Source organism: Nonomuraea sp. NPDC049480, assembly GCF_044465905.1.
Classification (GTDB): Bacteria; Actinomycetota; Actinomycetes; order Streptosporangiales; family Streptosporangiaceae; genus Nonomuraea.
Genome location: NZ_JBITMD010000010.1, coordinates 311,304 through 330,812 on the forward strand (window position 1 = coordinate 311,304; position 19,509 = coordinate 330,812).

General features: G+C 69.4%; 20 protein-coding genes. 8 read left to right on the forward strand and 12 right to left on the reverse strand.

Annotated features, from left to right (window positions below):
- Positions 1-8 precede the first annotated feature (8 nt).
- Complete coding sequence (locus ACIBX3_RS29045; protein ID WP_397122360.1) at positions 9-737, forward strand: winged helix-turn-helix domain-containing protein; 729 nt, start codon at positions 9-11, stop codon at positions 735-737.
- A 23-nt stretch (positions 738-760) separates the two neighbouring features.
- On the opposite strand, the gene ACIBX3_RS29050 is transcribed toward ACIBX3_RS29045, so the two are convergent.
- Complete coding sequence (locus ACIBX3_RS29050; RefSeq protein WP_397122362.1) at positions 761-1,102, reverse strand: STAS domain-containing protein; 342 nt, start codon at positions 1,100-1,102, stop codon at positions 761-763.
- 143 nt (positions 1,103-1,245) lie between these two features.
- Positions 1,246-2,709, reverse strand: coding sequence for a DUF5994 family protein (locus ACIBX3_RS29055; protein ID WP_397122364.1), 1,464 nt, complete (start codon positions 2,707-2,709; stop codon positions 1,246-1,248).
- 203 nt (positions 2,710-2,912) lie between these two features.
- Between ACIBX3_RS29055 and ACIBX3_RS29060 the strand changes: the two genes are divergently transcribed.
- Positions 2,913-3,116 (forward strand): cold-shock protein, encoded by a 204-nt coding sequence (locus ACIBX3_RS29060; RefSeq protein ID WP_397122366.1) that lies wholly within the window; start codon positions 2,913-2,915, stop codon positions 3,114-3,116.
- A gap of 59 nt (positions 3,117-3,175) precedes the next feature.
- Here ACIBX3_RS29060 and ACIBX3_RS29065 read toward each other — a convergent pair whose 3' ends face one another.
- The 3 genes from ACIBX3_RS29065 to ACIBX3_RS29075 form a co-directional block, all read right to left on the reverse strand.
- Positions 3,176-3,586, reverse strand: a complete 411-nt coding sequence (locus ACIBX3_RS29065) for an ATP-binding protein (protein WP_397122367.1) — start codon at positions 3,584-3,586, stop codon at positions 3,176-3,178.
- 148 nt (positions 3,587-3,734) lie between these two features.
- A complete protein-coding gene (locus tag ACIBX3_RS29070) occupies positions 3,735-4,571 on the reverse strand; it encodes an SAM-dependent methyltransferase (RefSeq protein ID WP_397122369.1) in 837 nt (278 codons plus the stop codon).
- Positions 4,572-4,846: 275 nt separating this feature from the next.
- Positions 4,847-5,278, reverse strand: a complete 432-nt coding sequence (locus tag ACIBX3_RS29075) for a VOC family protein (RefSeq protein ID WP_397122371.1) — start codon at positions 5,276-5,278, stop codon at positions 4,847-4,849.
- A gap of 311 nt (positions 5,279-5,589) precedes the next feature.
- On the opposite strand from ACIBX3_RS29075, the gene ACIBX3_RS29080 reads away from it, so the two are divergent.
- Positions 5,590-6,324: a response regulator transcription factor gene (locus ACIBX3_RS29080; protein ID WP_397122373.1), complete on the forward strand. Its 735-nt coding sequence runs from the start codon at positions 5,590-5,592 to the stop codon at positions 6,322-6,324.
- A 71-nt stretch (positions 6,325-6,395) separates the two neighbouring features.
- Here the strand turns inward: ACIBX3_RS29080 and ACIBX3_RS29085 are convergent, their stop codons facing one another.
- From ACIBX3_RS29085 to ACIBX3_RS29100, 4 genes are all read right to left on the reverse strand, one after another.
- A complete protein-coding gene (locus ACIBX3_RS29085) occupies positions 6,396-6,815 on the reverse strand; it encodes a MerR family transcriptional regulator (protein WP_397122375.1) in 420 nt (139 codons plus the stop codon).
- Positions 6,816-6,891: 76 nt separating this feature from the next.
- The gene (locus ACIBX3_RS29090) at positions 6,892-7,644 is read right to left on the reverse strand and encodes an MBL fold metallo-hydrolase (protein WP_397122377.1); all 753 of its coding nucleotides are present in this window, start codon (positions 7,642-7,644) and stop codon (positions 6,892-6,894) included.
- A 52-nt stretch (positions 7,645-7,696) separates the two neighbouring features.
- Positions 7,697-9,235, reverse strand: a complete 1,539-nt coding sequence (locus ACIBX3_RS29095; protein ID WP_397122379.1) for a multicopper oxidase family protein — start codon at positions 9,233-9,235, stop codon at positions 7,697-7,699.
- Between the two features lie 11 nt (positions 9,236-9,246).
- Entirely contained in the window at positions 9,247-9,711 is a 465-nt protein-coding gene (locus ACIBX3_RS29100; RefSeq protein ID WP_397122381.1) for a hypothetical protein, read from the reverse strand.
- Positions 9,712-9,917: 206 nt separating this feature from the next.
- Between ACIBX3_RS29100 and ACIBX3_RS29105 the strand changes: the two genes are divergently transcribed.
- The 3 genes from ACIBX3_RS29105 to ACIBX3_RS29115 all read left to right on the forward strand — a co-directional run bounded on the left by ACIBX3_RS29105 (position 9,918) and on the right by ACIBX3_RS29115 (position 11,543).
- Positions 9,918-10,385 (forward strand): hypothetical protein, encoded by a 468-nt coding sequence (locus ACIBX3_RS29105; RefSeq protein ID WP_397122383.1) that lies wholly within the window; start codon positions 9,918-9,920, stop codon positions 10,383-10,385.
- Between the two features lie 83 nt (positions 10,386-10,468).
- Entirely contained in the window at positions 10,469-11,101 is a 633-nt protein-coding gene (locus ACIBX3_RS29110) for a TetR/AcrR family transcriptional regulator (RefSeq protein ID WP_397122385.1), read from the forward strand.
- A 1-nt stretch (position 11,102) separates the two neighbouring features.
- Positions 11,103-11,543 (forward strand): acyl-CoA thioesterase, encoded by a 441-nt coding sequence (locus tag ACIBX3_RS29115; RefSeq protein WP_397122387.1) that lies wholly within the window; start codon positions 11,103-11,105, stop codon positions 11,541-11,543.
- A gap of 75 nt (positions 11,544-11,618) precedes the next feature.
- On the opposite strand, the gene ACIBX3_RS29120 is transcribed toward ACIBX3_RS29115, so the two are convergent.
- A complete protein-coding gene (locus tag ACIBX3_RS29120; protein WP_397122389.1) occupies positions 11,619-12,782 on the reverse strand; it encodes a pectate lyase in 1,164 nt (387 codons plus the stop codon).
- Positions 12,783-13,137: 355 nt separating this feature from the next.
- Positions 13,138-16,122: a BTAD domain-containing putative transcriptional regulator gene (locus ACIBX3_RS29125; RefSeq protein WP_397122391.1), complete on the reverse strand. Its 2,985-nt coding sequence runs from the start codon at positions 16,120-16,122 to the stop codon at positions 13,138-13,140.
- Between the two features lie 338 nt (positions 16,123-16,460).
- On the opposite strand from ACIBX3_RS29125, the gene ACIBX3_RS29130 reads away from it, so the two are divergent.
- Positions 16,461-17,195, forward strand: a complete 735-nt coding sequence (locus tag ACIBX3_RS29130) for a dienelactone hydrolase family protein (protein ID WP_397122393.1) — start codon at positions 16,461-16,463, stop codon at positions 17,193-17,195.
- A 55-nt stretch (positions 17,196-17,250) separates the two neighbouring features.
- Here the strand turns inward: ACIBX3_RS29130 and ACIBX3_RS29135 are convergent, their stop codons facing one another.
- Positions 17,251-17,820: a hypothetical protein gene (locus ACIBX3_RS29135; protein WP_397122395.1), complete on the reverse strand. Its 570-nt coding sequence runs from the start codon at positions 17,818-17,820 to the stop codon at positions 17,251-17,253.
- A 225-nt stretch (positions 17,821-18,045) separates the two neighbouring features.
- On the opposite strand from ACIBX3_RS29135, the gene ACIBX3_RS29140 reads away from it, so the two are divergent.
- Positions 18,046-19,473 carry a ricin-type beta-trefoil lectin domain protein gene (locus ACIBX3_RS29140; RefSeq protein ID WP_397122397.1) on the forward strand — a complete coding sequence of 476 codons (1,428 nt, stop codon included), beginning with the start codon at positions 18,046-18,048 and terminating at the stop codon, positions 19,471-19,473.
- Positions 19,474-19,509: the final 36 nt, after the last annotated feature.

Below are 19,509 nucleotides of genomic sequence, written 5' to 3' on the forward strand. Positions count from 1 at the left end.
TCCCGCCGATGCACAGCACCATCTTGATCCAGATGGCCGCGACGCCGACCGACGACCGGCCGTACTCGCTGGAGCTCGCGCCCGGAGAGCAGGCGCTCTTCGGGCGCGGTGCTCCCAACTCGCCTGTGGACCTCGTGCTGGACGATCCCGCGGTCTCCCGCCGGGCCGGCAAGGTCGTGGCGGTGGGGGACTATTGGCTGCTCTCCAACCTCAACACGTCGAAGACGTACGTCGTGGAGAACCCGGAGGGCGGCGGGGAGTTCGTGAAGGTGCCGCCGGGGCGCATGGGGGCGCCGATCCCGTTCGAGTTCTCCCGGGTGAGCCTGCCGGCGGTCGATGGCACGGTGTCCTTCCTGGTGTTCGCGCCGCAGCACGTGCACGTGCCGCCGAACACCGCGGACGGGGGCGCCGCCACGCAGGTCGCCTATCCTCTCGACCGGAACGCCAAATACTTCCGCATCCTGGTGGCGCTGTGCGAGCCCCGCCTGCGCGACCCGGCCACGTCACGCATCCCGACGATCCCCGAGATCATCGAAAGGCTGTCCGACCTGGGGCTGAGCCGTACCGCGATCGGGTTCCACATCGGCTATCTGGCCGAGAAGAAGCTGCACGTCAAGAGCCCGCAGGGCGGCGAGGGCAAGGCCGACTGGCAGCGCCACGCGCTGGTGTCGCTCGCGCTGAGGTTCGACCTGGTGACCAGCGAGGACCTCGCCCTGCTGCCCTTGCCCCGCCGCTGAGGGAGCTCCCCGCACTCAACCGCTCATGAGGCCATCGGGAAACGGCGGTCCAGGCCGGTGCTGCGTAAGAGGGCGGACATGTAGGGGCTGGGCGTGGAGAGAGCGAGCGTGATCCCCATCGACCTGGCACGACGCTGGACGCCCACCAGGACTCCCAGCCCGGAGGAGTCGCAGAACACCAGTCCGGAGAGGTCGAGGATGAGCAGGTCCGAGCTGTGGCGGAGCGCGGCCAGGAGCTGGCCGCGCAGCGCGGAGCTGGTGAAGATGTCGATTTCACCAGTGAGCTGGACGATGGTCGGGACGGAGGGTTCGTCGGCGTCGGGCGATGACGTGTCAAGAATGCTGATGAGCTGCGTTCGTGCCATGCTGGACGGCCCGTTCAGGCCCATGGGGGCCGAAAGTGATGTATCGCCGTGGGCGACGCCGACTCTGATGCCAACGCACGAAATGTCCGCGGTAACGCCAGACTACCTTTGGACACTCCCCATGTGGGGGTCTCGTGAGCCGATCACTGGAAAGGCTCGTCCGCGGTTGTGACGGGCAGGGCGTAGGAGACGAGATGGTCGATCTCCTCGAAGCCGGCGGCCTCGAACATCGCCCCCGCGGGTTGACGGCAGGCCGGATCGCCGTCCGCGTACAGGATCGTCTCCGCCGCACCGTGCTCGTGCAGGAGGGCGACGCCCTGTCGCAGCATCGCCTGTTCCAGCGCCTGGTCGGTGTGGGCCGGGTCCGCGCCGAACCACCACAGGACGCCTGTGCCGCCGACCGGCGCCTGCGCCACGACCTCGGCGGCGAGATCGTCCTCCCGGGCCTTGAGCCACCAGCCCGGCGGGGAGGTGCTGGAGATCACATCGAGGAGGGGGCACGCCCCGGCCGGTTCGGGGGCCCGTCGGACGCGGCGCAGGTAACGCCATGAGTTACGGCCGGTGAACCCGGCATGCTCCAGGATCTTGCGTGTCACCGGTCTGCGTTCCGAGGGAAGCGCGGCCAGGCCGAGGCCCACCGCGGACATGAAGGCGTGCAGGGTCTCCTGGCGGCCGAGCGCGCGCAGGGTGTGGCCCACCAGGGTCTCGACGACGGCCACCACTTCGCGCCCGTGCAACCAGAGCAGCAGCCCGGCTCCGTCCCCCCGGCGTAGCGTGTACGAGACCACGCCCACCACGAGGCCGTCCTCGTCCGCCAGCACCTGGGTGGTGGGCCGGTCGAGTCCGGCCCAGGGGACCGGATCGTGGGCGGACGTTCCCGCCAGGGCCGCTTCGAGCACTTCGGGCACGCACACCGGTTGGCCTGGGAGCCGGTCGGCCTCGATCAGCGCCAGCACGGCCGGCTGGTCGGTGTTCCGGTAGGGACGCATCACCGTGCCGGGCACGGACGATCGGCAGCGCATGAGGATCCCGGTCGCGGACAGCGTGTTGCCCGTGCGGGCGGCGGTCCGCATCGCGGCCGTGGCCGTGGGCCCGGACGTGTGCGGAGGGATTACCAGCAGCAGGTAGCCGTCCTGGTTGCCGCGGATGATCCTGATGGTGTCGGAAGCTCCGGAGAAGCCGCTGACGCGGACGAACCGGCCGTCGATCACCAGGTGGGCGGGGACGTCGGCCCAGGCCGACAGGTCGAGCCGCACGCGCATGATCGGGCCGAGCTCGGATTCGAGCGCGCGGATGAGGGCGGGCAGCTCGCGACGGAGGTCGGTGGAGCGGGGCCACCAGGCGCCGTCGAGCGCGCCGTCGCGGGTGAGGGTGGGCTCCAGATGCACCCGGGCCGGTCGGTACCTGATGGGAGCGGGTTGCGGATCATGGTGTGACATCAGGCGTGCCGCCTGTCTCCGGCGTGCGGGACCGGTCGCGCCTGGGACGATGCCGGCGTGGCTGCCCGCATGCGGAATGCCCCAGGTCAGTTCAGCGTACGCCTCGTGACCGGCGCGCTCCTGGGACGCGCCACCGAAGGCGACGATCAGGCTGGCGCGTGTTCTCACGCGCGCCTCCTATGAGACCGATGCGTGATAGCGTGAAAGCGTTGCAGTTTTGGTCCCCATGAATGTCGTGTGCGCCTGACGCTGTGTGTGGCCTCAGGTGCATTTCTTATTTCGCCGGTCATTTCCGGATGGGTCATTGCGGCGACATAAGGGACCCGCGAGGTGCGGGTTCCGGGCTTCAGCGCCGATCGAAGGAGATCGACATGGCGACCGGCACCGTGAAGTGGTTCAACGCCGAAAAGGGATTCGGCTTCATCGAGCAGGACGGCGGCGGCGCCGACGTCTTCGCGCACTACTCCAACATCGCCACCCAGGGCTACCGCGAGCTGCGCGAAGGCCAGCACGTGAGCTTCGACATCGTCCAGGGCCAGAAGGGCCCGCAGGCGGAGAACATCGTTCCCGCCTGACGACGGATGCCACGATCGGGCCCGGTCCCCGGCAGGGGGGACCGGGCCCGAGTGTTTCGTCAGGCGGTGGTGCCGACGGAGAACCAGACGATCTTGCCGCCGTTCGCCGCCCTCACGCCCCAGTCGTCCGCGATCGCCGCGACGATCTGCAGTCCTCGGCCGGAAAGCGCGTCGACGTCGGGTGAGCACGGGCGCGGATCGCCGTCGCCCGGATCGAAGACCTCGCCGTACAGCCGATCCTCGTGGTCTTCCAAGCGGAGCGCGTACGCCGAACCGCCGTATCGGACGGCGTTGGTGACCAGTTCGCTGACGATGAGCAGACAATCGTCGATCACGTTGCCCAGGCCCCATCCGGCCAGGTCCGTACGGACCAGGGAGCGCGCCTGACCGACACCGGCCGGCACCGAGGGCAGCAGGTACTCCACCGTGCGAATCGGCGTGGCCGACAAGGGGGCGGGGTGGAGGGACATATGCATCACATCTCTCGGGGTTGGGAGCGCTCCCAATTCCACGATAATGTCCCGCGTTCACTCTTGTGAATCCGCTACAGGAAAGATTGTTGCGATTCCGTGTCTCGGACGCCGTCCGGAATGGAGCCCTTACCGAGAAGGCGATCGTTCAGGGAATGCGGGCCACGGCGCCGTAGTTGCCCGACGAACTGGGCTGGTCGGCGCAGGCCAGGTCTCGTGCGAGAGGGCGCCATTGCGGGACCCATACCAGCCCGGGCTCCACCAGGTCGAGACCCTCCAGGAGGGCGCTGACCTCTTCCCGGGAACGGATCGTGAGGCCGGGCAGCGTCATGGCGAGCATGTCGCGGACCGCGGGCAGCAACTCCGGCGGAACGCCGTCGAACGTGGTGTGCAGCAGGCCGAGGAAGCTGCCTCTGGGGGCGCTGTGACGGAGCTGTTTGACGACGTAGTGGGCGTATTCGGCGTCGTCGAGACTGTGCGTCGACAGCAGCAGCACGGCCAGAGGGCGGTCCCAGTCGAGGAATGTCTGGACCACGTGATCCTGGAGCATCTCGTCGATCTCCCGAACGTCGCCGTCCACCACGCGGATCAGGTCGGTGAAGGGCTCGATGGTGGCCTGGGCCATGGTCACCACCATCGGGTCGTTCTCGACGTACACGACGCGTAAATCGGGGTTGGCGGAGGCGCGGCGGGCTATGTCGTGCAACCGATGCCCCGCGGAGAGGCCGCTGGGGACTCCGCTTCCCACGATCATGAATTGGTCCACGCCTTCGACGGCGGCCAGGTGATGGACCACCCGGGACAAAAACTGCAGAACGGCGCGGGCGGCGGTCGTGATGGCAGGGGTTACTTGATCGAAATGGCGCACCGTGTCCTTGTCCACCAGGAAGTTGTTCTTCCCGCCCGCGGCAGCGTCGAATATCCGCGTGATTCTGGCTTGCGTCGTATCGAGCTTGGCCAGGTTTCGGACAGCACGGTCATGCATGAGCGTTGTCCCCTTTCCCCTCGCCGCCACCTTCTTGCGGTAAGCGATCTTTGGACCTCACTCGATGACTCTGACCATATGTTCCAACAATTCCAGTCAATGACAATACGGTAGACCGGTTATTTCGGGAAATGTTTGTTACCAGAATCTTCGTGACAGTACGCCGTAAGTGATCAAAAGGGAGGAGAATGTGGGCGTTCATGCAGGTTGGCGACGCCTTGCGGGTGGACTCCAGGGCGCCCGGCCGATCCGGGCGCCCGGGTTGCGGTGCCCCGTCAGACGGCGAAGACCTGGGAGTCGTCGGCGAACGCCTTGAACTCCAGCGCGTTCCCCGCCGGGTCGAGCAGGAACATCGTCCACTGCTCGCCGCTCTGGCCCTCGAAACGCACGTAGGGCTCGATGACGAACTCGGTGCCCGCCGCCCGCAGCCGGTCGGCGAGCTTGTGGAACTCCGGAACCGTCAGGATCAGGCCGAAGTGCGGCACCGGCACGTCATGACCGTCCACAGGGTTGTGGATGCGCTGCGAACGGCCCGGCGCCAGGTGCGTGACGAACTGGTGGCCGTGCAGATTCCAGTCCACCCAGCTGTCCGAGCTGCGGCCCTGCTCCAGCCCCAGCACCTCGCCGTAGAAGCGGCGCGCGGCGGCCAGGTCGTCGACCGGCATGGCCAGGTGGAATCGCGGGATCGGGGAGTCGAGAACGGTCATGGGTATGGTCGCCTTCCTGAATGGGATAATTGTCGCAATGTTAACATTGCCCTTTCGGAGTTCACTGAACGGCCGGCCAAGAAGATCATTACAGCCTTGGCGGGAGGGGCGAGGCCGGCCGCGGCAGTTCGACGGACGCGCTCATTCGCCGGCTGCTCTGGCTGATGAACGATCACGCGCTTGTAAGGCGGTTTCCTTGGTCAAGTAAACGATGAACGGCCGCTCATTACGGAATCCTGGGGATGGCGAAAACGCCGCCGGCCACCATACTGGCTGCGCCCGGTGCGACGAACGAGTGCTATGGCGGATCCGTGGAACAGCTGGAATACCGAAAGCTCATCAAGGTTCTGGAGCAGGTGGCCGGGGCGCGGCAGGGAGAGCTCTATCCGGTGCTGGCCGACGCCTTGGCCGTCCATCTCGGGTGGATCGACGCGTTCGTGGCCGAGAACCCGGCGTACCTGGCGCTGGGGACGGGCGGCGACGAGCAGTACCACACGATGTTCCGGCCGGACTTCGTGGAGGAGTACGTCGAGCGCTGGCGCGCGAACAATCCTTTTGCCTCGCCCGACGGGGTCGTCTGCCTGAGCCGCCACGGCGTGGCGACCCTCGGGCAGCTCCGCCCGCGGGCGACCGGCCTGGAGCGGGACTTCGCGGACAAATTCCTGCGCCGCCACGGCATCGACGACATGCTGAAGATCGTCCTCAAGTCCCCGGTCACGGGAACGGTCAGCACACTGGGGGTGCCGTTCGACGGCGCCCGTCGCGCCGTCGAGCCGGGCGACCGGCTGATCGCGGCCACGCTGGGCCCGTTGCTGAGCCCCTACTTCGACGCGAACGCCGAAGCGACCTCCGCGTGGGAGCTCACCTCATGTGAGCGCGACGTGGCGGAACTCCTGGCGCTCGGGCTGGCCGACGAGCACATCGCGCGGCGGTTGAACGTCAGCGAGAGCACGGTCGAGAAACACCTCACCCGCATCCTCGCGAAGACGGGATACGGCGACCGGACCGACCTGATCGCCCAATGGAACCGCCGCCCGATGGGCTGACCGGCCCACTCGTCGGACAACCCCATCCGGTACGCGGCGGCTACCCCACATCCCTCAGGGGTCACGATGCCTCATCGAAGCGGACGTGCCGCCGGAGCGGGCGGGATGCGGGCGTCGATCTGCTCGCGGGCGTGGGGGCACTCGTCGAAACTGAGCGGGCATCCCAGGGCGTGCTCGATCAGGTCCTTGGCCGCCTGGGCGTGGGCGATGCGGCGTTCCAGTGTCTCGAGGTGGGCGACGAGCACGTCGGCATGGTCCATCGGGTCCGGGGTGGACAGGAGCCGGCAGAGGGCGCCCAGGCCGAGCCCCGCCTCCTTGCCCATTTGGATCACGGCCACCCGCCGCAGGTCGGCCGGGCCGTAGCGGCGGTGCCCGCCGGCGTCCCTGGCCGGGGCGAGCAGGCCGACGCTCTCCCAGTGGCGCAGGACATTCGTGGGCAGCCCGAACCGCCCCGCCAGCTCGCCGATGGTCATGGCCGGGTTCCTGGACATGGACAAGTAGCTCCATCTCGCTCTATCGCTGTCGAGGCGAACCGTCACAGAGATCATCCCACCAGCCTGATCACGCTCAGTGTGCCGGCTCCCACCGCTTGCCCGTCGGCAGATCCACCACGCGCAGCTCCGGCCCCGCCAGTGCCACCGCGTCAGCAGCGGTGCCGTTGGTGCGGAACAACCTTGAGAGCGGATCATGCCCGTGGGCGTCGTGCACCGGGATCAGGACGCCCGCGCCGAGCACGCCCGCCCCTGCCACGGCCAGGGCGGGATCCATCACCAGACGCGGGCCGATCCTCGGCTGCAAGCCGTTGACCGGCAGCAGGGCCAGGTCCACCGGCGGATGCCCGGCTCGGTACCGCTCCAGCGGCGCGACGCCGCCCGCCTCTCCGCCGAAGAACACCCGGGCGGCGGCGGTGCCGAACACGTAGGCGTTGTTGGGCCACACGAGGGTCCGCCCGGAGGGCACCACGTGCATCGACAGACCGGGCGCGATCTCTCGGGTCTGCCCCCACCGCAGTCGCTCGGCGTGCCGGAACCCCAGTGCCCTGGCCCTGCGGGCCATCCCTGCTGTGGGCACGTACAGCGGGGTCGAGTCCTTGTCCGGGACCATGCGCAGGCCGCGTAGATCCCAATGGTTGGTGGCCAGGTTGGTGACCACGATGGCGGTCAGCGGGGGCAGATCGGAGATCCGCAGGCCCAGCGGCTCGCCACGGCGCAGCCACCATCGTTCGGTGAACCACGGGTCGGTGAGTACGGCGTGACCGTCCAGTTCGAGCAGTACGCAGGAGTTGACCACCCGGGTGACGGCGATCGATCGATGTGTCATGGCCCCGACGATCGGGGTTCATGTGCACATGAAGTCAAGCAAGGCCGCGAACTCACTCCGGCTCGTTCTCGTCCGGGCCTCCCACCGTGAACGGGGTGGTCACGCCCTCGTACATCAGATGGGCGGTGAGCCCTTCGGAGGCGTGGGGCAGGTTGTGGCAGTGGTCCATCCAGATCCCGGGGTTGCCGGCGACGAAGGCGATCTCGTACGACTCCTCCACGCCGACCTCGAGGGAGTCCACCCACCAGGGACTGCCGGTGGCGGGCACGCCGTCGCGGCTGAGCACCACCGCGTGGTGGCCGTGCAGGTGCATGGGATGGGCCTCGCCGCTGTTGTTGACGATGCGCATGCGCACCACGTCCCCCTCGGACACGTGGAACATCGGCACGTCGGGATAGAGGTGGCCGTTGACGGTCCACCACAATCCGGGCACCCCGTCGAGGAAGCCGGGGCGGCGCCCGATGTCGTACGCGAACCGCCGGTCCGGCTTGCCGGGGTCGAAGGCGAGCGGCGCCCGGGTGCCGTACGTGAGCAGGTCGAGCGTCGCCGCCGGCCGGGAGACCGCGGGCGCGTCGTACGATTTCGAGCCGAGCACGACGCCGGCCGGTCCGCCGAGGTGGACCCGGACCGGTGAGCCGTCCTCGGGCATGGTCACCTCGATGTCGGTGCGTCCTCCGGCAGCCACGCCCACGGCTTTGTCCTGGACCGGCGCGGGGCCGTTGACCTCCGTGCCGTCGACGGCGGCGAGCCGGTACGGCGCACCGCTCACCCAGGCCGGCATGACGCCGTACTCGGTGTTGATCACCCGAACCCGCACGCGCGCGCCGGGCGGCGCCTCGACGGGGACGTCGCCCTCGCGTCCGTTGACAGTCCGGACGCCGTTGTACAGGTGCACCAACGCCACGACGTCGGTCACGTCCTCCTCGGCGGCGCTCTTGCCCGGCGCGGGCGCGACCACCAGTGCTCCGAGCAGTCCCCCGCGTACCTGCGCATGCGACATCTGGTGCGAGTGATACCAGAAGGTGCCGGCTTGGTCGGCGACGAACCGGTAGGTGAACTCCTTGCCGACGCCGACCGCGTCCTGGGTGACGCCGGCGACTCCGTCCACGGCGTTGGGCACGTCGACACCGTGCCAGTGCAGGGTGATGCCGCCCGGCACCGACTCGTTGATCAGCCTCACCTGGACCAGCTGCCCCTTGGTCGCCTTGATGACCGGGCCGGGCGACCGGCCGTTGAGCGTGTAGCCCTCGAAAGCGCGGCCGGAGGGCAGCGTGAAGCGCTGCTTGCGGGCGACCATGGTCACCGCGACGTCGGCCGGCAGGTCCGCGTCGGCGATCAGCTCGGTGACGTCACGCCCGGCGGCCTCCTGCCGCCCGTGGCCCGACGCGCCTCCTCCCGAATGCGCCGCGTGCTCCGCGGCGGCGACCGGCGGCCCGCCCCCGACGTCCGCGTACCCCATGTCCATGACCGAGTACGCCTCCGGCAGCAGGCTGTCCTGCCAGAGCCAGACCAGGGGTCCCAGTACGGCCGTGGTGGCGGCGCACGCGACGGCGAGTCGGACGCGGCCACCACCCTGGCGATTGCGACGCATGGGACGTGCCCTCAGCTGCGGGCCGCGAGCGGCGCTTCCGGCATGGCCGGCGCCTTCCCGGCCGCGCCGCGCCGGGCGGCGTACAGCGCCGCGGTGAACAGCAGCAGCGCGTTGAGACCGTGCACGGCGCCCACCAGCGAAATGCTGTGGCCGACGATGCCGAAGGTGACCTGCAGAACGACGAGCAGGAGCACCAGCCCGGCCGCCTTCACCGCTCCGGGGACCTTCGCCCAGAACGAGGAGATCAGCAGGAGCAGCGCGAGGACCGGGATGGCGATCATCCCGTTGATGCCGTGCACGATCACGCCGAGGAACTCGGGGAACGGCGCCTCACCGCTTTCGGCGAGCGTCTTGTCGACCACGCCGCCCCCTTCGATGAACTTGCCGAGCCCCGCCTCGAACCAGACCACCATCGCCGCCTGTACGGCCACCTCGATCGCCACCAGATAGGCCAAGACCTTGTAGACGTGTTTCACGACGCCCCTCCCCTCCGGAGGCCGGCTACCACGCGGCCTTTCCCGTCGCGTGTCACGCTAGGGAGCGCGACTTGGGGCGGAGCTGTCAGCGACTTGGAGCGGACTTGTGCGGCATTCACCCGTGCCGCCGCGCACGACGTAGGGTCCAGATCAGCAACCGATCCCCGGCCGCACCCACGGGCGGCCCCGGCGAGATGGAAGCCCGCATGACCGTCACTCCCGCGCACCTGCGCGTCCTCGCGAGCCGCGCCGAGGCGCTCACCGCCGAGCTCAGGAAACTCTGCGACAGCGCCCCGCACGGATCGCCGGAACACGACCACCTCGCGACGGCGCGTCATGCCGCGGACTGGCTGGCCCGAGGCGCCGAGGAGTTGCAGCGCGCGGCCGCTGACCTGGCCAGACTCGAGGCCCAGCCGTGCGGCCTGCCGTGGGCCGTCTGCCCTGAGCACGGCAACACGCTCTCCTCCCAAGCCGGCGTCTCCACGTGCCGGGTGTGCCGCCGCAGCTGGACCTACGACCGGCCCGGCCAGCCGTGCCGGGAGCCGGTGACGTGGAAGGTGATCGACCGGGCCGGGACGGAGACGAGGATGTGCGACGGGCACGTCCTGGGCGCCCGAGCGGCCGCCCAGGGCGCCACCTTCGTCCGCCTCGGCGCAGGGGGCACGCAGCAGTAACGGCGACCGGGCGACTGGCCCGGCCTGCCGCGATCACGGCCAGAACTATACGACCGATCGGTCGTTCATATAGTGTGGTCCACATGACGAACGACGGCAGGCGGCTGCGCGGGATGCGGAGCCGCGAGGCGATCCTCCAGCAGGCGGTGGGGCTGGCCTCCGTCGAAGGGCTGGACGGGCTCTCCTTGGGGCGGCTGGCGGCGGCGACCGGCGTCAGCAAGTCCGGATTCTTCGCCCACTGGCGTGACAAAGAGCAACTGCAGCTGGATGCCGTGGAATGGGCCGCCCGCCAGTGGACCGAGCAGGTGGTGGAACCCGCCCTGCGCGCCCCCGCAGGCGTACGGCGGCTGCTCGCGCTGCACGAGGCGCGGCTGACGTTCTACGGCGACGGCGTGCTGCCCGGCGGATGCTTCTTCTTCGCCGTGCAGGCCGAGTTCGACGACCGTCCCGGTGTGGTGCGGGACCGGATCGCGCGGGCGATGCGCGAGTGGCAGGGGTTCATCCGCCGCCTGGTGGCCGCGGCCGTGACCATGGGCGAGCTGGCCGAGGACGTGGACGCGGCGCAGCTCGCCTATGAGATCGACGCGCTGGGGGAGATGGTCATCCTCCATTCCCGGCTGCTCGACGGGGCCGAAGCCCTCGTCCGTGCGCGGCGGGCCGTGCTGCAGCGGCTGCGCGCGCTCTGTCCTGACCCAGCGCTACTCCCGGAGGATTGACATGACTGAAGGCGGCGTTTTCGAGCCGGTCCAGGTGTACTTCGATGACCTCGACGCGATGGGGTTGTTGCACAACTCCCGGTACGCGTTGCTCATCGAGCGGGCGATCGGCGCGTACTGGGGCCGGCTCGGCTGGGCGTCCGACCCCGTGCGGTCGGTGTTCAAGGACGTGTTCCTGGCCGTGCGTGAGTTCAAGGTGACCTACAACGTGCCCATCGCCGGGGCGGGCGAGCCGCTGGTGCATTTCTGGATCGACCGGTTGGGCCGCACCAGCGGCGTGTACGGCTTCCGCGTGTTGTCGGAGGACCGGTCGGTGGTGCATGCGGAGGGCTATCGCGTCAACGTCAATCTCGACCCGGCCACGTTGCGGCCGGCGCCGTTCAGTGACGAACTCCGTACCGCTGCCGCGCCGCTCATGCTCACGCCCGCGGGGGCGCGATGATCGCCGGTGCCGTGCACGTCACGGGAAGGCATGGCCGGCCTTCCCGTGACGGCGCTTCGCGAACCCCTATGGGGGTTATCGGTAGGTGATGTCGGACGAGGAGTAGAAGCAGTTGGTCCCGTCCGCTCCGGTGCCCACCTGGGTGGGCTCGTCGCCGGTGTTGTTGCCGTTGTACTTGCGGCAGATCACCATCGCCCGGCTCGGGTCGTTGACGATCGTGATCCCGGTGAACCGGGCGGTGTCGCCGTAGTTGACGTTGATGCCGGCCACGGTGTTGCCCGGACGGGTCAGCGTGACGTTCCGGATCATCACGTTCCGCTGGTGCTGCGTCGAACAGTTGCCGCACGAGCGGTAGAACGTGCCGAAGTTGCTGGCTTGGAAGTTCTGGACGGTCAGCGTCCCGGGCCCGTTGTGCTGGAAGACCTTGTCGCCGGCCGCCCGCGCACCACCGCCGTCCACCAGGAAGGCGGGCGAGCCGCTGCCGCGGAACGTGGCCGCGTCCTCGCCGACGTCCTCCCACCACACGTTGCGCAGCGTGCACGGGCCGGTGCAGTGCACGCCGTCACCGGCGGGCGCGCCGATGATGACGTTCGACAGCGTCGCGCCGGCGGCGAGCCGGAACATCGGGTCCTGGCTCTCCTCCTGGCTGCCGTCGCCGATGCAGCAGTACCGGCGCATGCCGCCGTCCAGGCCGCCGGCCGGCACCTCGACGGTGCCGTCCACGTTGACCTGGCCGGTCGGCGTCGGCCAGGTCGGGTTGGGCTGCTGGCCGCCGACCTCGAAGTCGAGGTAGTCGAGGTTGGGCAGGCCTCCGGCGGAGGTCGGGTTCAGCCGGATGGTGTTGCCGCCGGCGTTCACCGAGATGGTCAGCGTCTTGGTGACCCACGTCGACCAGGCGCCGGTGCCTTCGAACGACGGGCTCTGCACGGTGGACCCGTTGACGATCAGCCCGGCCGGCCGGGCCGTGGTGGTCCCGTTGGCGAACCGGATCCCCAGCGTCGCGGTGCCGGAGGCGGAGGCGTTCACGGTGAACTGGGCGTAGGCGCCGGTGGCGTTGGTGCCGTTGCAGAAGCCGCCGCCGGAGTAGCCGGCCCAGTTGGAGTCGATGGTGCCGGTGCAGACCGCCGGCGAGGTCTCGGCCTCGTACCGCGTGGGCGCGGCTTGTGCGGCCGATGGTGACAGTGCGACCAGTAAGCCGGCTACCAGGCCGGCGCACGCGATGACAGCTTTCAGGCGCATCGTTCGTCCTCCGTCGGGGTTGGCTCGCCGCACGGCGAGTGGAGGCGGGATCACGAGGTCGAAAGCGCTTACCCGCCTTTGGTAAACGCTTTCCCGAAGTGGTGAGCAGAGTTAAGCACGCGCCGCCGGGCGTGGAAAGGCCACGGGTGACGGGCCCACGTGAGCGTGGCGCGGCCGCCCCGCCGGGTGACGGCACGTCACCCGAGGTCGCAGGCGGCGGAAAAGGGCGTGGAGTGAAGCCTCGCCCTCATGGTGTGCGGCGGCGCGGCCGTGAAACTTTCAGCAGGACAGCGATCGACGGCGGCCATTGAACCGGCGTGAGGTCGTTCTTGAGCCTCCCTGAGAAGAAAGCGGCCTATTGTGTGTGCTTCATGAGCTCGCTGACCTGCACGGCTTCCGCGGAACCCAGGCCGGTGAACAGGTCGAGCGCCTCGGTCCACGCGGCCATGGCGGCGGCCCGGTCACCGAGGTCGGCGTGCGCCCGGCCGATCTCGCGGAGGGCGCGGGCGCGCCACAACGACGCTCCGAGCTTCCCGATCAGATCGCCGCTGCGGGTGAAATGCCGGAGCGCCTCCCGCACCCGGCCCTGCCGGTGGCAGATCTCACCGAAGGCGTACGTCGTCAGGGCCTCGCCGAGCGCGTTTCCCGATCGCACGAACTCCTTCAGGCTCTGGCCGAGCACGTGGGTGGCCTCATCGAACCTGCCCACCGCTCCGTAGGCCTCCCCGAGACGGCGTAGCGTCTTCGGCTCCCCGCCGTCGTCATAGTCGAGGTCGCCGGTGAGCCGCAGGCTCTCCTCGTAGTACCTGATCGCCGCGTCCACCTGCCCCTTCTCGTAGTGGGCGATTCCCAGGCCGCGCAGCAGCCGGGAACGGTCGAGGGGGTTCCACCCGCCGGCCGTCAGCTCCAGTCCGGAATGGCAGACGTCGATCGCGTCGTCGTAACGACCGACCTCCAGGTAGACGGCGGACAGATCGAGCAGCGCGTGCAGAGCCCCTCCGTCGTCGCCCAGCTCACGGAACACCGACACCGCTCCGGTGAGATCGGCCAGCGCCGCCTGGTGGTCACTGAGGACGTGCCTGCAGACACCGCGGCCGGTCATCGCATAGGTCGCCGCGTGCCGGTCGCCGGTCTCCGTGAAATGGTGAAGCAGCGCCTCGAACTCGGAGAGCGCGTCGTGGTACCGGCCGCGCTCGATGTCCATGTCCGCGAGGATCAGCCGGGCCCTCATGACGTCGTGCGCGTCCCCGGCCGTCATGACGGCCCGCTGGACGCGTACGACATCGTCGTAGAAGTGGTGGGCCGCGAGGTACGACGTGAGGTGGTAGGCGAGCTCCGACGCGCCCGCCGTGTTCAGCTCCACGGCGAGGGCCACGGTCGCGACCAGGTTATGGCGCTCGGCGGCGAGCCATTCGTAGCCGACGGCGCGCTGAGGAGGCGAGCACGGCGGCGGAGGCGCGGCCGGCCGGGGGAGGTCGCGCACCGCGGCCCGGACCCTGTCGAGGCATTCGGTGACCAGACCGCACACGGCTTGGTGCCGTTGTCGCTCGTTCTCCTCCACATCGGCCAGGTCCCTGGCGTACACCCGCAGCAGGTCGTGCATGCCGTACCTCGGCTGACCGGCCGTGTCGGTCCCTCCCGGGGTGAGCAGCCCGCCCAGGACGAGGGCCTCGATCGCCGTGTCCGCGTTGCCTCCGGGCTCGCCCAGCAGAGCCGCCACCGACCACTCGGCCGCGCTCTCGAAACCGGCCAGGCCCAGCAGCCGGAAGGCGCGCCGCGCGGCGGGCGGCAATGCCGCGTAGCTCACCGCGAAGTTCGCCCGCACGCTCAGCTGGCCGAGGGCCAGCTCGTCCAGCCGTCTCCTGGTGTCCTCGAGCCGGGCGGCGAGATCGCGCAGCGGCCACGCCGGCCGGGCCGCGAGCCGTGCGCCGGCGATCCTGATGGCCAAAGGCAGCCGCCCGCACGCACGCAGAATGGCATGAGCGGCATCAGGGTCGCTCTCGATGCGAGCCGCTCCGGCCATCTGCGCGAGGAGATCTCGTGCCTCCGTGCTCGACGGCGGATCGAGAGAGAGCACGGCGGCTCCCTCCAGCATGAGACGGCTCCGGGAGGTGGTCAGGACCGCGCTGCGCGGCGTGCCCGGGAGCAGCGGCCGTACCTGGGCCTCGTCGGCCGCGTCGTCGAGGAGCAGCAGGACCGCGCGATCGGCCAGTCTTGATCGGTAGAGCGCGGCACGCTCGTCACGCGACTCGGGGATCGACGCGCCGTCCACGTGGAGCGCTCGCAGCAGCTCCGCCAGCAGGTCGCTCGGATCCCGGGGAGTGGGCGAGCCCCCCGCGAGCCGGAGGAACAGCTGCCCATCGGGGAAGTGCGGCCGCAGCCGGTGGGCGAGGTGGACGGCGAGGGTGCTCTTCCCGACGCCTGGCGTGCCGTGGACGGCCGCGATGACCGGCGCGTCGGCGCGGCTGCCGAGCATCACCGAGCTCAGCGACTCCAGCTCCTGCTCCCGGCCGACGAAGTCACCGATGTCCGATGGAAGCTGGCAGATCGCCGTCCAGTCGCCGGCTCCTCCCCGTACGGCGGGCCGGTCCAGCGACGGGTCGTCCTTCAGGATCGCCGCGTGCTGCCGGGTCAGCTCGGGACCGGGTTCGACGCCGAGCTCCGTCACGAGGACCATGCGCGCCTCGCGATAGACGTCCAGGGCCTCGGCACGCCTTCCTGCCCGGTAGAGAGCGTGCATGAGTTGCGTACGGGCGCGCTCCCACAGGGGGTGGGCCTCCACGATCGTCCGCAGCTCGCCGATCAACCGGTCGTGCCGCCCCAGGTCGAGGCGTACGTCGATCCAGTCGGCCCGCGCCTGCGCCAGCTGTTCCTCCAGCTCCGTGATGCGCGCGGTCATGGTGCTGCTGAGCGGCGCGTCCTCGGCCGGCCTGCCGCGCCAGAGCGCGAGGGCGCGACCGAACTCGTGGTCGGCGGCGATGAGGTTGCCGCGTCTGGCCTCACGGCGGGCCCGCTGGACGGTGTCGTCGAAGACGAGCAGGTCGAGCCGGTCGCGCTCAAGGGGAAGCAGGTAGCTCGATCCCTGCGTGCGTAATGAGGCGATGCCCGTCAAGGCCCGCCGTAAGCGCGAGATGTAGGTCTGGAGATTGGCCACCGCCGATGAGGGGGGCTCGTCCCACAGAGCGGCTATCAGCCGGTCCTTGGTCACCGGGGTGTTGAAGTGGAGCAGGAGCGTGCTGAGCACGGCACGCGGTTTGCCGCTGAGCGCTACCGGTCCACTCGATCCGCGGACAAGGACGGGTCCGAGAATCGCGAAGTCCGGCCGGGGGGTGTCGTTCACCGCGTAACCTCCAAGCCGCAGGCCGCCGGGCAGACGGTACCGCGTCGCTGACGAAGATCGCTGGCATCATGACTGGTGTACCACGCCCATGTTCGCGGGCTGCCGCATGCCTTCCCGCTGAACGCCGGATTCCGTGGCCCGCTTCGCGTGTCCGGGCGCGAAACCTCGCTGATCCCGCACAGAAGTGAGGCGTTTCGTTGCGTATAGGGAATTTATGGAGGCTGTGTAGAACCCCCGGACATCACGGATCCCAGAGCTCCGGCCACCGCACCGCTGATGTCGCCGCATTGGCTCCGCTACGTTGTGTTTCGCGTTATCGGCCGGCTGAGGAGTGCTTGATGAGGCAAGAGGTGCGCATTCCGCTGCCAGATGGCAGTTCACTGGGCGCGACGGTGGCGCTGCCGGACGGGACCGCGCCCGCGGCCGGATGGCCGGGGATGGTGGTCGTGCACGAGATCTACGGCGTCGAACCCGAGATGCTGGATGTGGTGGACCTGTTCGCCGACCATGGATACGCGGCGATCTTGCCTGATCTGTACAGCCACGGCACCAGGATCGGATGCCTGTCGCGGGCGATGCACCAGCTCATGACCGGTAAGCCGGGGCGGCCGGCCGCCGACATCGACGCCACCCGGCAATGGCTGGCGGGCCGTGAAGACGTCGACGGCGGACGGCTCGGGGTGATCGGGTTCTGCATGGGCGGTGGGTTCGCCCTCGGGTACGCGGCGAGCGCGCCGCCCGGCGTACGAGCCGCATCGGTGAATTACGGCGCGGTTCCCCAGGACCGGGAGGAACTGCGGTCGGTGTGTCCGGTCGTGGGCTCATACGGCGGCCGCGACCTGGGGTTCCGGTCGCACGGCGCGCGACTGCGGGAGCACATGCGGGCGCTCGGCATCGAGCACGACGTCGAGATCTATCCGGCCGCCGGGCATTCCTTCCTGACCGGCGGCCACCACCCGATCGCGAAACTCGCGGTGTTCCCGCTGCGCCACGGCCTCAACCGCCCGGCCGCGGACGACGCCTGGCAGCGCACCTTCGAATTCTTCGACAAACACGTCGCGAACCACGAGTAGACGGGCGGGGAGCCTGACCGGGACCCTGGCGCGCGCCATTCGTGGGAGAACGCGGCTAGAAGCGGCGGCACTGGTCTTCCTTGTTGCCGCCGACCGTGTTCTTGCCACCAGTCGGCTTCGGGCGGTTCTCCTTGCACTGCAGGTCGCCCTTGACCGTGTTGCGGCGGATCTCGGCGCCGCCGCGGTTGCCCATCACCTGGATGTTGCCGCCCACCCGGTTGCCGTTGACTCGCTGGTATCGGCGGTTGTCGTCAAGCTGGACGTCGCCGTTGACCCGCGACGAGGTGACCGTGGCGGCGCCGCCCTGCTTCACTTGTACGCTGCCGTCCACCACCGAGCCCGCGATCACCGACACCGACCGCGCCCCCTCGGCCTGGACGTTGCCGTCGACCCTCACCTTGCGCGCCACCAGCGTCGCGTTCCCGCCGACCTTGATGTCACCGTCGATCCGGGTGCCCACGAGGGTGCACGTCGCGCCCTTCGGCACGTACACGCCCTCCACCGACACGGCCCGAATCGTGCCCCGGCAGGTCCGCTCGTCGGCGAGCGCCGGGCCGGCGGCCACGAGCCCGCCGAACACGGTGCCGAGGGTGGCGCCTGCGAGGACCAGCTTGATCTTGTGCATTTCATGCCTTCCCATTGGTTATCGGCCGTTATGAGAAGGATGTCGACCGGCGGTGAGGGCGCAGTGAGACGGACATTAGCCCCTTCTCATCTGCCCTTCAGGAGATGGCAGCCGTAGGACCGAGTGTTGACACGGTGACCGCCGCGCTTCAGTATCCCTTCAAATGGTTGCGCAACCATCACCCTCCGTCTCCGCCCCCCTCACTCACCTGGAGAACTCATGCGCATGGCTGCGCTGACACGCGGGCTGGTCCCGCGCGCGATAGCAGCGGCCGTCCTGCTGGCGAGCCCTCTCATCGCCGTGCTCGCCCAGCCGGCCGTCGCGCACACCCGCGGCACGAGCGAATTCCGCGGGGTGAACTGGGCCGATCCCCGGGACAACTACGCGGCCGACGCCGTCGTCCCGAGCGGCCTGTCCACCTCCGACGGCTACTCCGCCACCCACGTCAAGGCCAAGCGGATCGTCTCGGGATTCCGGTCCGTCCTGGGCGCCAACACCGTACGGATGCCGATCAATCCCTCCAGCGTGGGGACCACCTGGTGGTCCTCCTACACCGGCGCGATCGACGCCGCGCTCGGCCGCGGGATGAAGGTCATCCTCAGCTACTGGGAAGCCAATACCAGCAAGGACGGCAAGATCGACGACATGGCGGCGTGGAACGCCATGTGGGACACCGTGGTCCGCAAGTACGGCAGGCATCCCGGCGTCTACTTCGAGCCGATGAACGAGCCGTTCGGCTACAGCCTGGACCAGTGGGTCGCGATCAACTCCGAATGGCTGGCCGCGCACCGCCAGGTGCCACGCGGACGACTCATCGTCAGCGGCACCGGCTACAACGACAACGTCACCGGAGTCGGCGCCGCACCCGAGCTCCAGGGCACCCTGCTGTCACTGCACTTCTACGGCTTCTGGGCGAGCCACACCACAGAGGCCGAGTGGAAGGCCAACCTGGCCCCGCGCATCGGCGAGTACGCCCACCGCACCCTCATCGACGAGGCCGGCGCGCCGATGACCACCGGGCTCAACTACGGCGCGTGGAACGGCAACATCTACACCTCCTACTTCGCGGCCGTGACCAACACGGCCCGGGACAATCGGATGGGCCTGGTCTACTGGCCCGGACTCCGCGCCGGGGACGCCTACTCGCTGCTCTCCCAGAACGCCGACGGCAGCCTGGCGCCCAACAGCGCCACCGGTCTCGCCCAGCTGAGGTGGGGCTGGGGCATCGGGGACGAGCCGCCGGTCAACGACGACCCGCCCGCCCCGCCCGGCGAGGTGATCAGGGGAGTCGGCTCGGACCGATGCGTCGACGTGCCCGGATGGAGCACCACGAACGGCACCCAGCTCGACCTGTGGGACTGCAACGACGGCGCCAACCAATCCTGGAACCACGCCGCCGACGGCAGGTTCATGGTCTACGGCAACAAGTGCATGGAGATCGGCGGCGACGGCGTCTCACCGGGCAGCCCCGTCCAGATCAACGACTGCGCCGGCACGCCTGCCCAGAAATGGGCGATCAACGCCGACCTCACCATCACCAATCCGGCGACCGGCCTGTGCCTGCAGGCCGCCGGCGCCGGAACGGGCAACGGCACGCTGATCGACGTCGGGACCTGCAACGGCACCGCCGGCCAGCAGTGGAAGCGCTCATAAGCGCATGACACGGTGGCGGGAGCGGATGACGTTCTC

Coding starts and splice junctions, on each gene's coding strand:
- ACIBX3_RS29045 (WP_397122360.1), top strand. CDS start 9: ATGCACAGCACCATCTTGATCCAGATGGCCGCGACGCCGACCGACGAC.
- ACIBX3_RS29050 (WP_397122362.1), bottom strand. CDS start 1,102: ATGGCACGAACGCAGCTCATCAGCATTCTTGACACGTCATCGCCCGAC.
- ACIBX3_RS29060 (WP_397122366.1), top strand. CDS start 2,913: ATGGCGACCGGCACCGTGAAGTGGTTCAACGCCGAAAAGGGATTCGGC.
- ACIBX3_RS29065 (WP_397122367.1), bottom strand. CDS start 3,586: ATGTCCCTCCACCCCGCCCCCTTGTCGGCCACGCCGATTCGCACGGTG.
- ACIBX3_RS29070 (WP_397122369.1), bottom strand. CDS start 4,571: ATGCATGACCGTGCTGTCCGAAACCTGGCCAAGCTCGATACGACGCAA.
- ACIBX3_RS29075 (WP_397122371.1), bottom strand. CDS start 5,278: ATGACCGTTCTCGACTCCCCGATCCCGCGATTCCACCTGGCCATGCCG.
- ACIBX3_RS29085 (WP_397122375.1), bottom strand. CDS start 6,815: ATGTCCAGGAACCCGGCCATGACCATCGGCGAGCTGGCGGGGCGGTTC.
- ACIBX3_RS29090 (WP_397122377.1), bottom strand. CDS start 7,644: ATGACACATCGATCGATCGCCGTCACCCGGGTGGTCAACTCCTGCGTA.
- ACIBX3_RS29095 (WP_397122379.1), bottom strand. CDS start 9,235: ATGCGTCGCAATCGCCAGGGTGGTGGCCGCGTCCGACTCGCCGTCGCG.
- ACIBX3_RS29105 (WP_397122383.1), top strand. CDS start 9,918: ATGACCGTCACTCCCGCGCACCTGCGCGTCCTCGCGAGCCGCGCCGAG.
- ACIBX3_RS29110 (WP_397122385.1), top strand. CDS start 10,469: ATGACGAACGACGGCAGGCGGCTGCGCGGGATGCGGAGCCGCGAGGCG.
- ACIBX3_RS29115 (WP_397122387.1), top strand. CDS start 11,103: ATGACTGAAGGCGGCGTTTTCGAGCCGGTCCAGGTGTACTTCGATGAC.
- ACIBX3_RS29120 (WP_397122389.1), bottom strand. CDS start 12,782: ATGCGCCTGAAAGCTGTCATCGCGTGCGCCGGCCTGGTAGCCGGCTTA.
- ACIBX3_RS29130 (WP_397122393.1), top strand. CDS start 16,461: ATGAGGCAAGAGGTGCGCATTCCGCTGCCAGATGGCAGTTCACTGGGC.
- ACIBX3_RS29135 (WP_397122395.1), bottom strand. CDS start 17,820: ATGCACAAGATCAAGCTGGTCCTCGCAGGCGCCACCCTCGGCACCGTG.
- ACIBX3_RS29140 (WP_397122397.1), top strand. CDS start 18,046: ATGGCTGCGCTGACACGCGGGCTGGTCCCGCGCGCGATAGCAGCGGCC.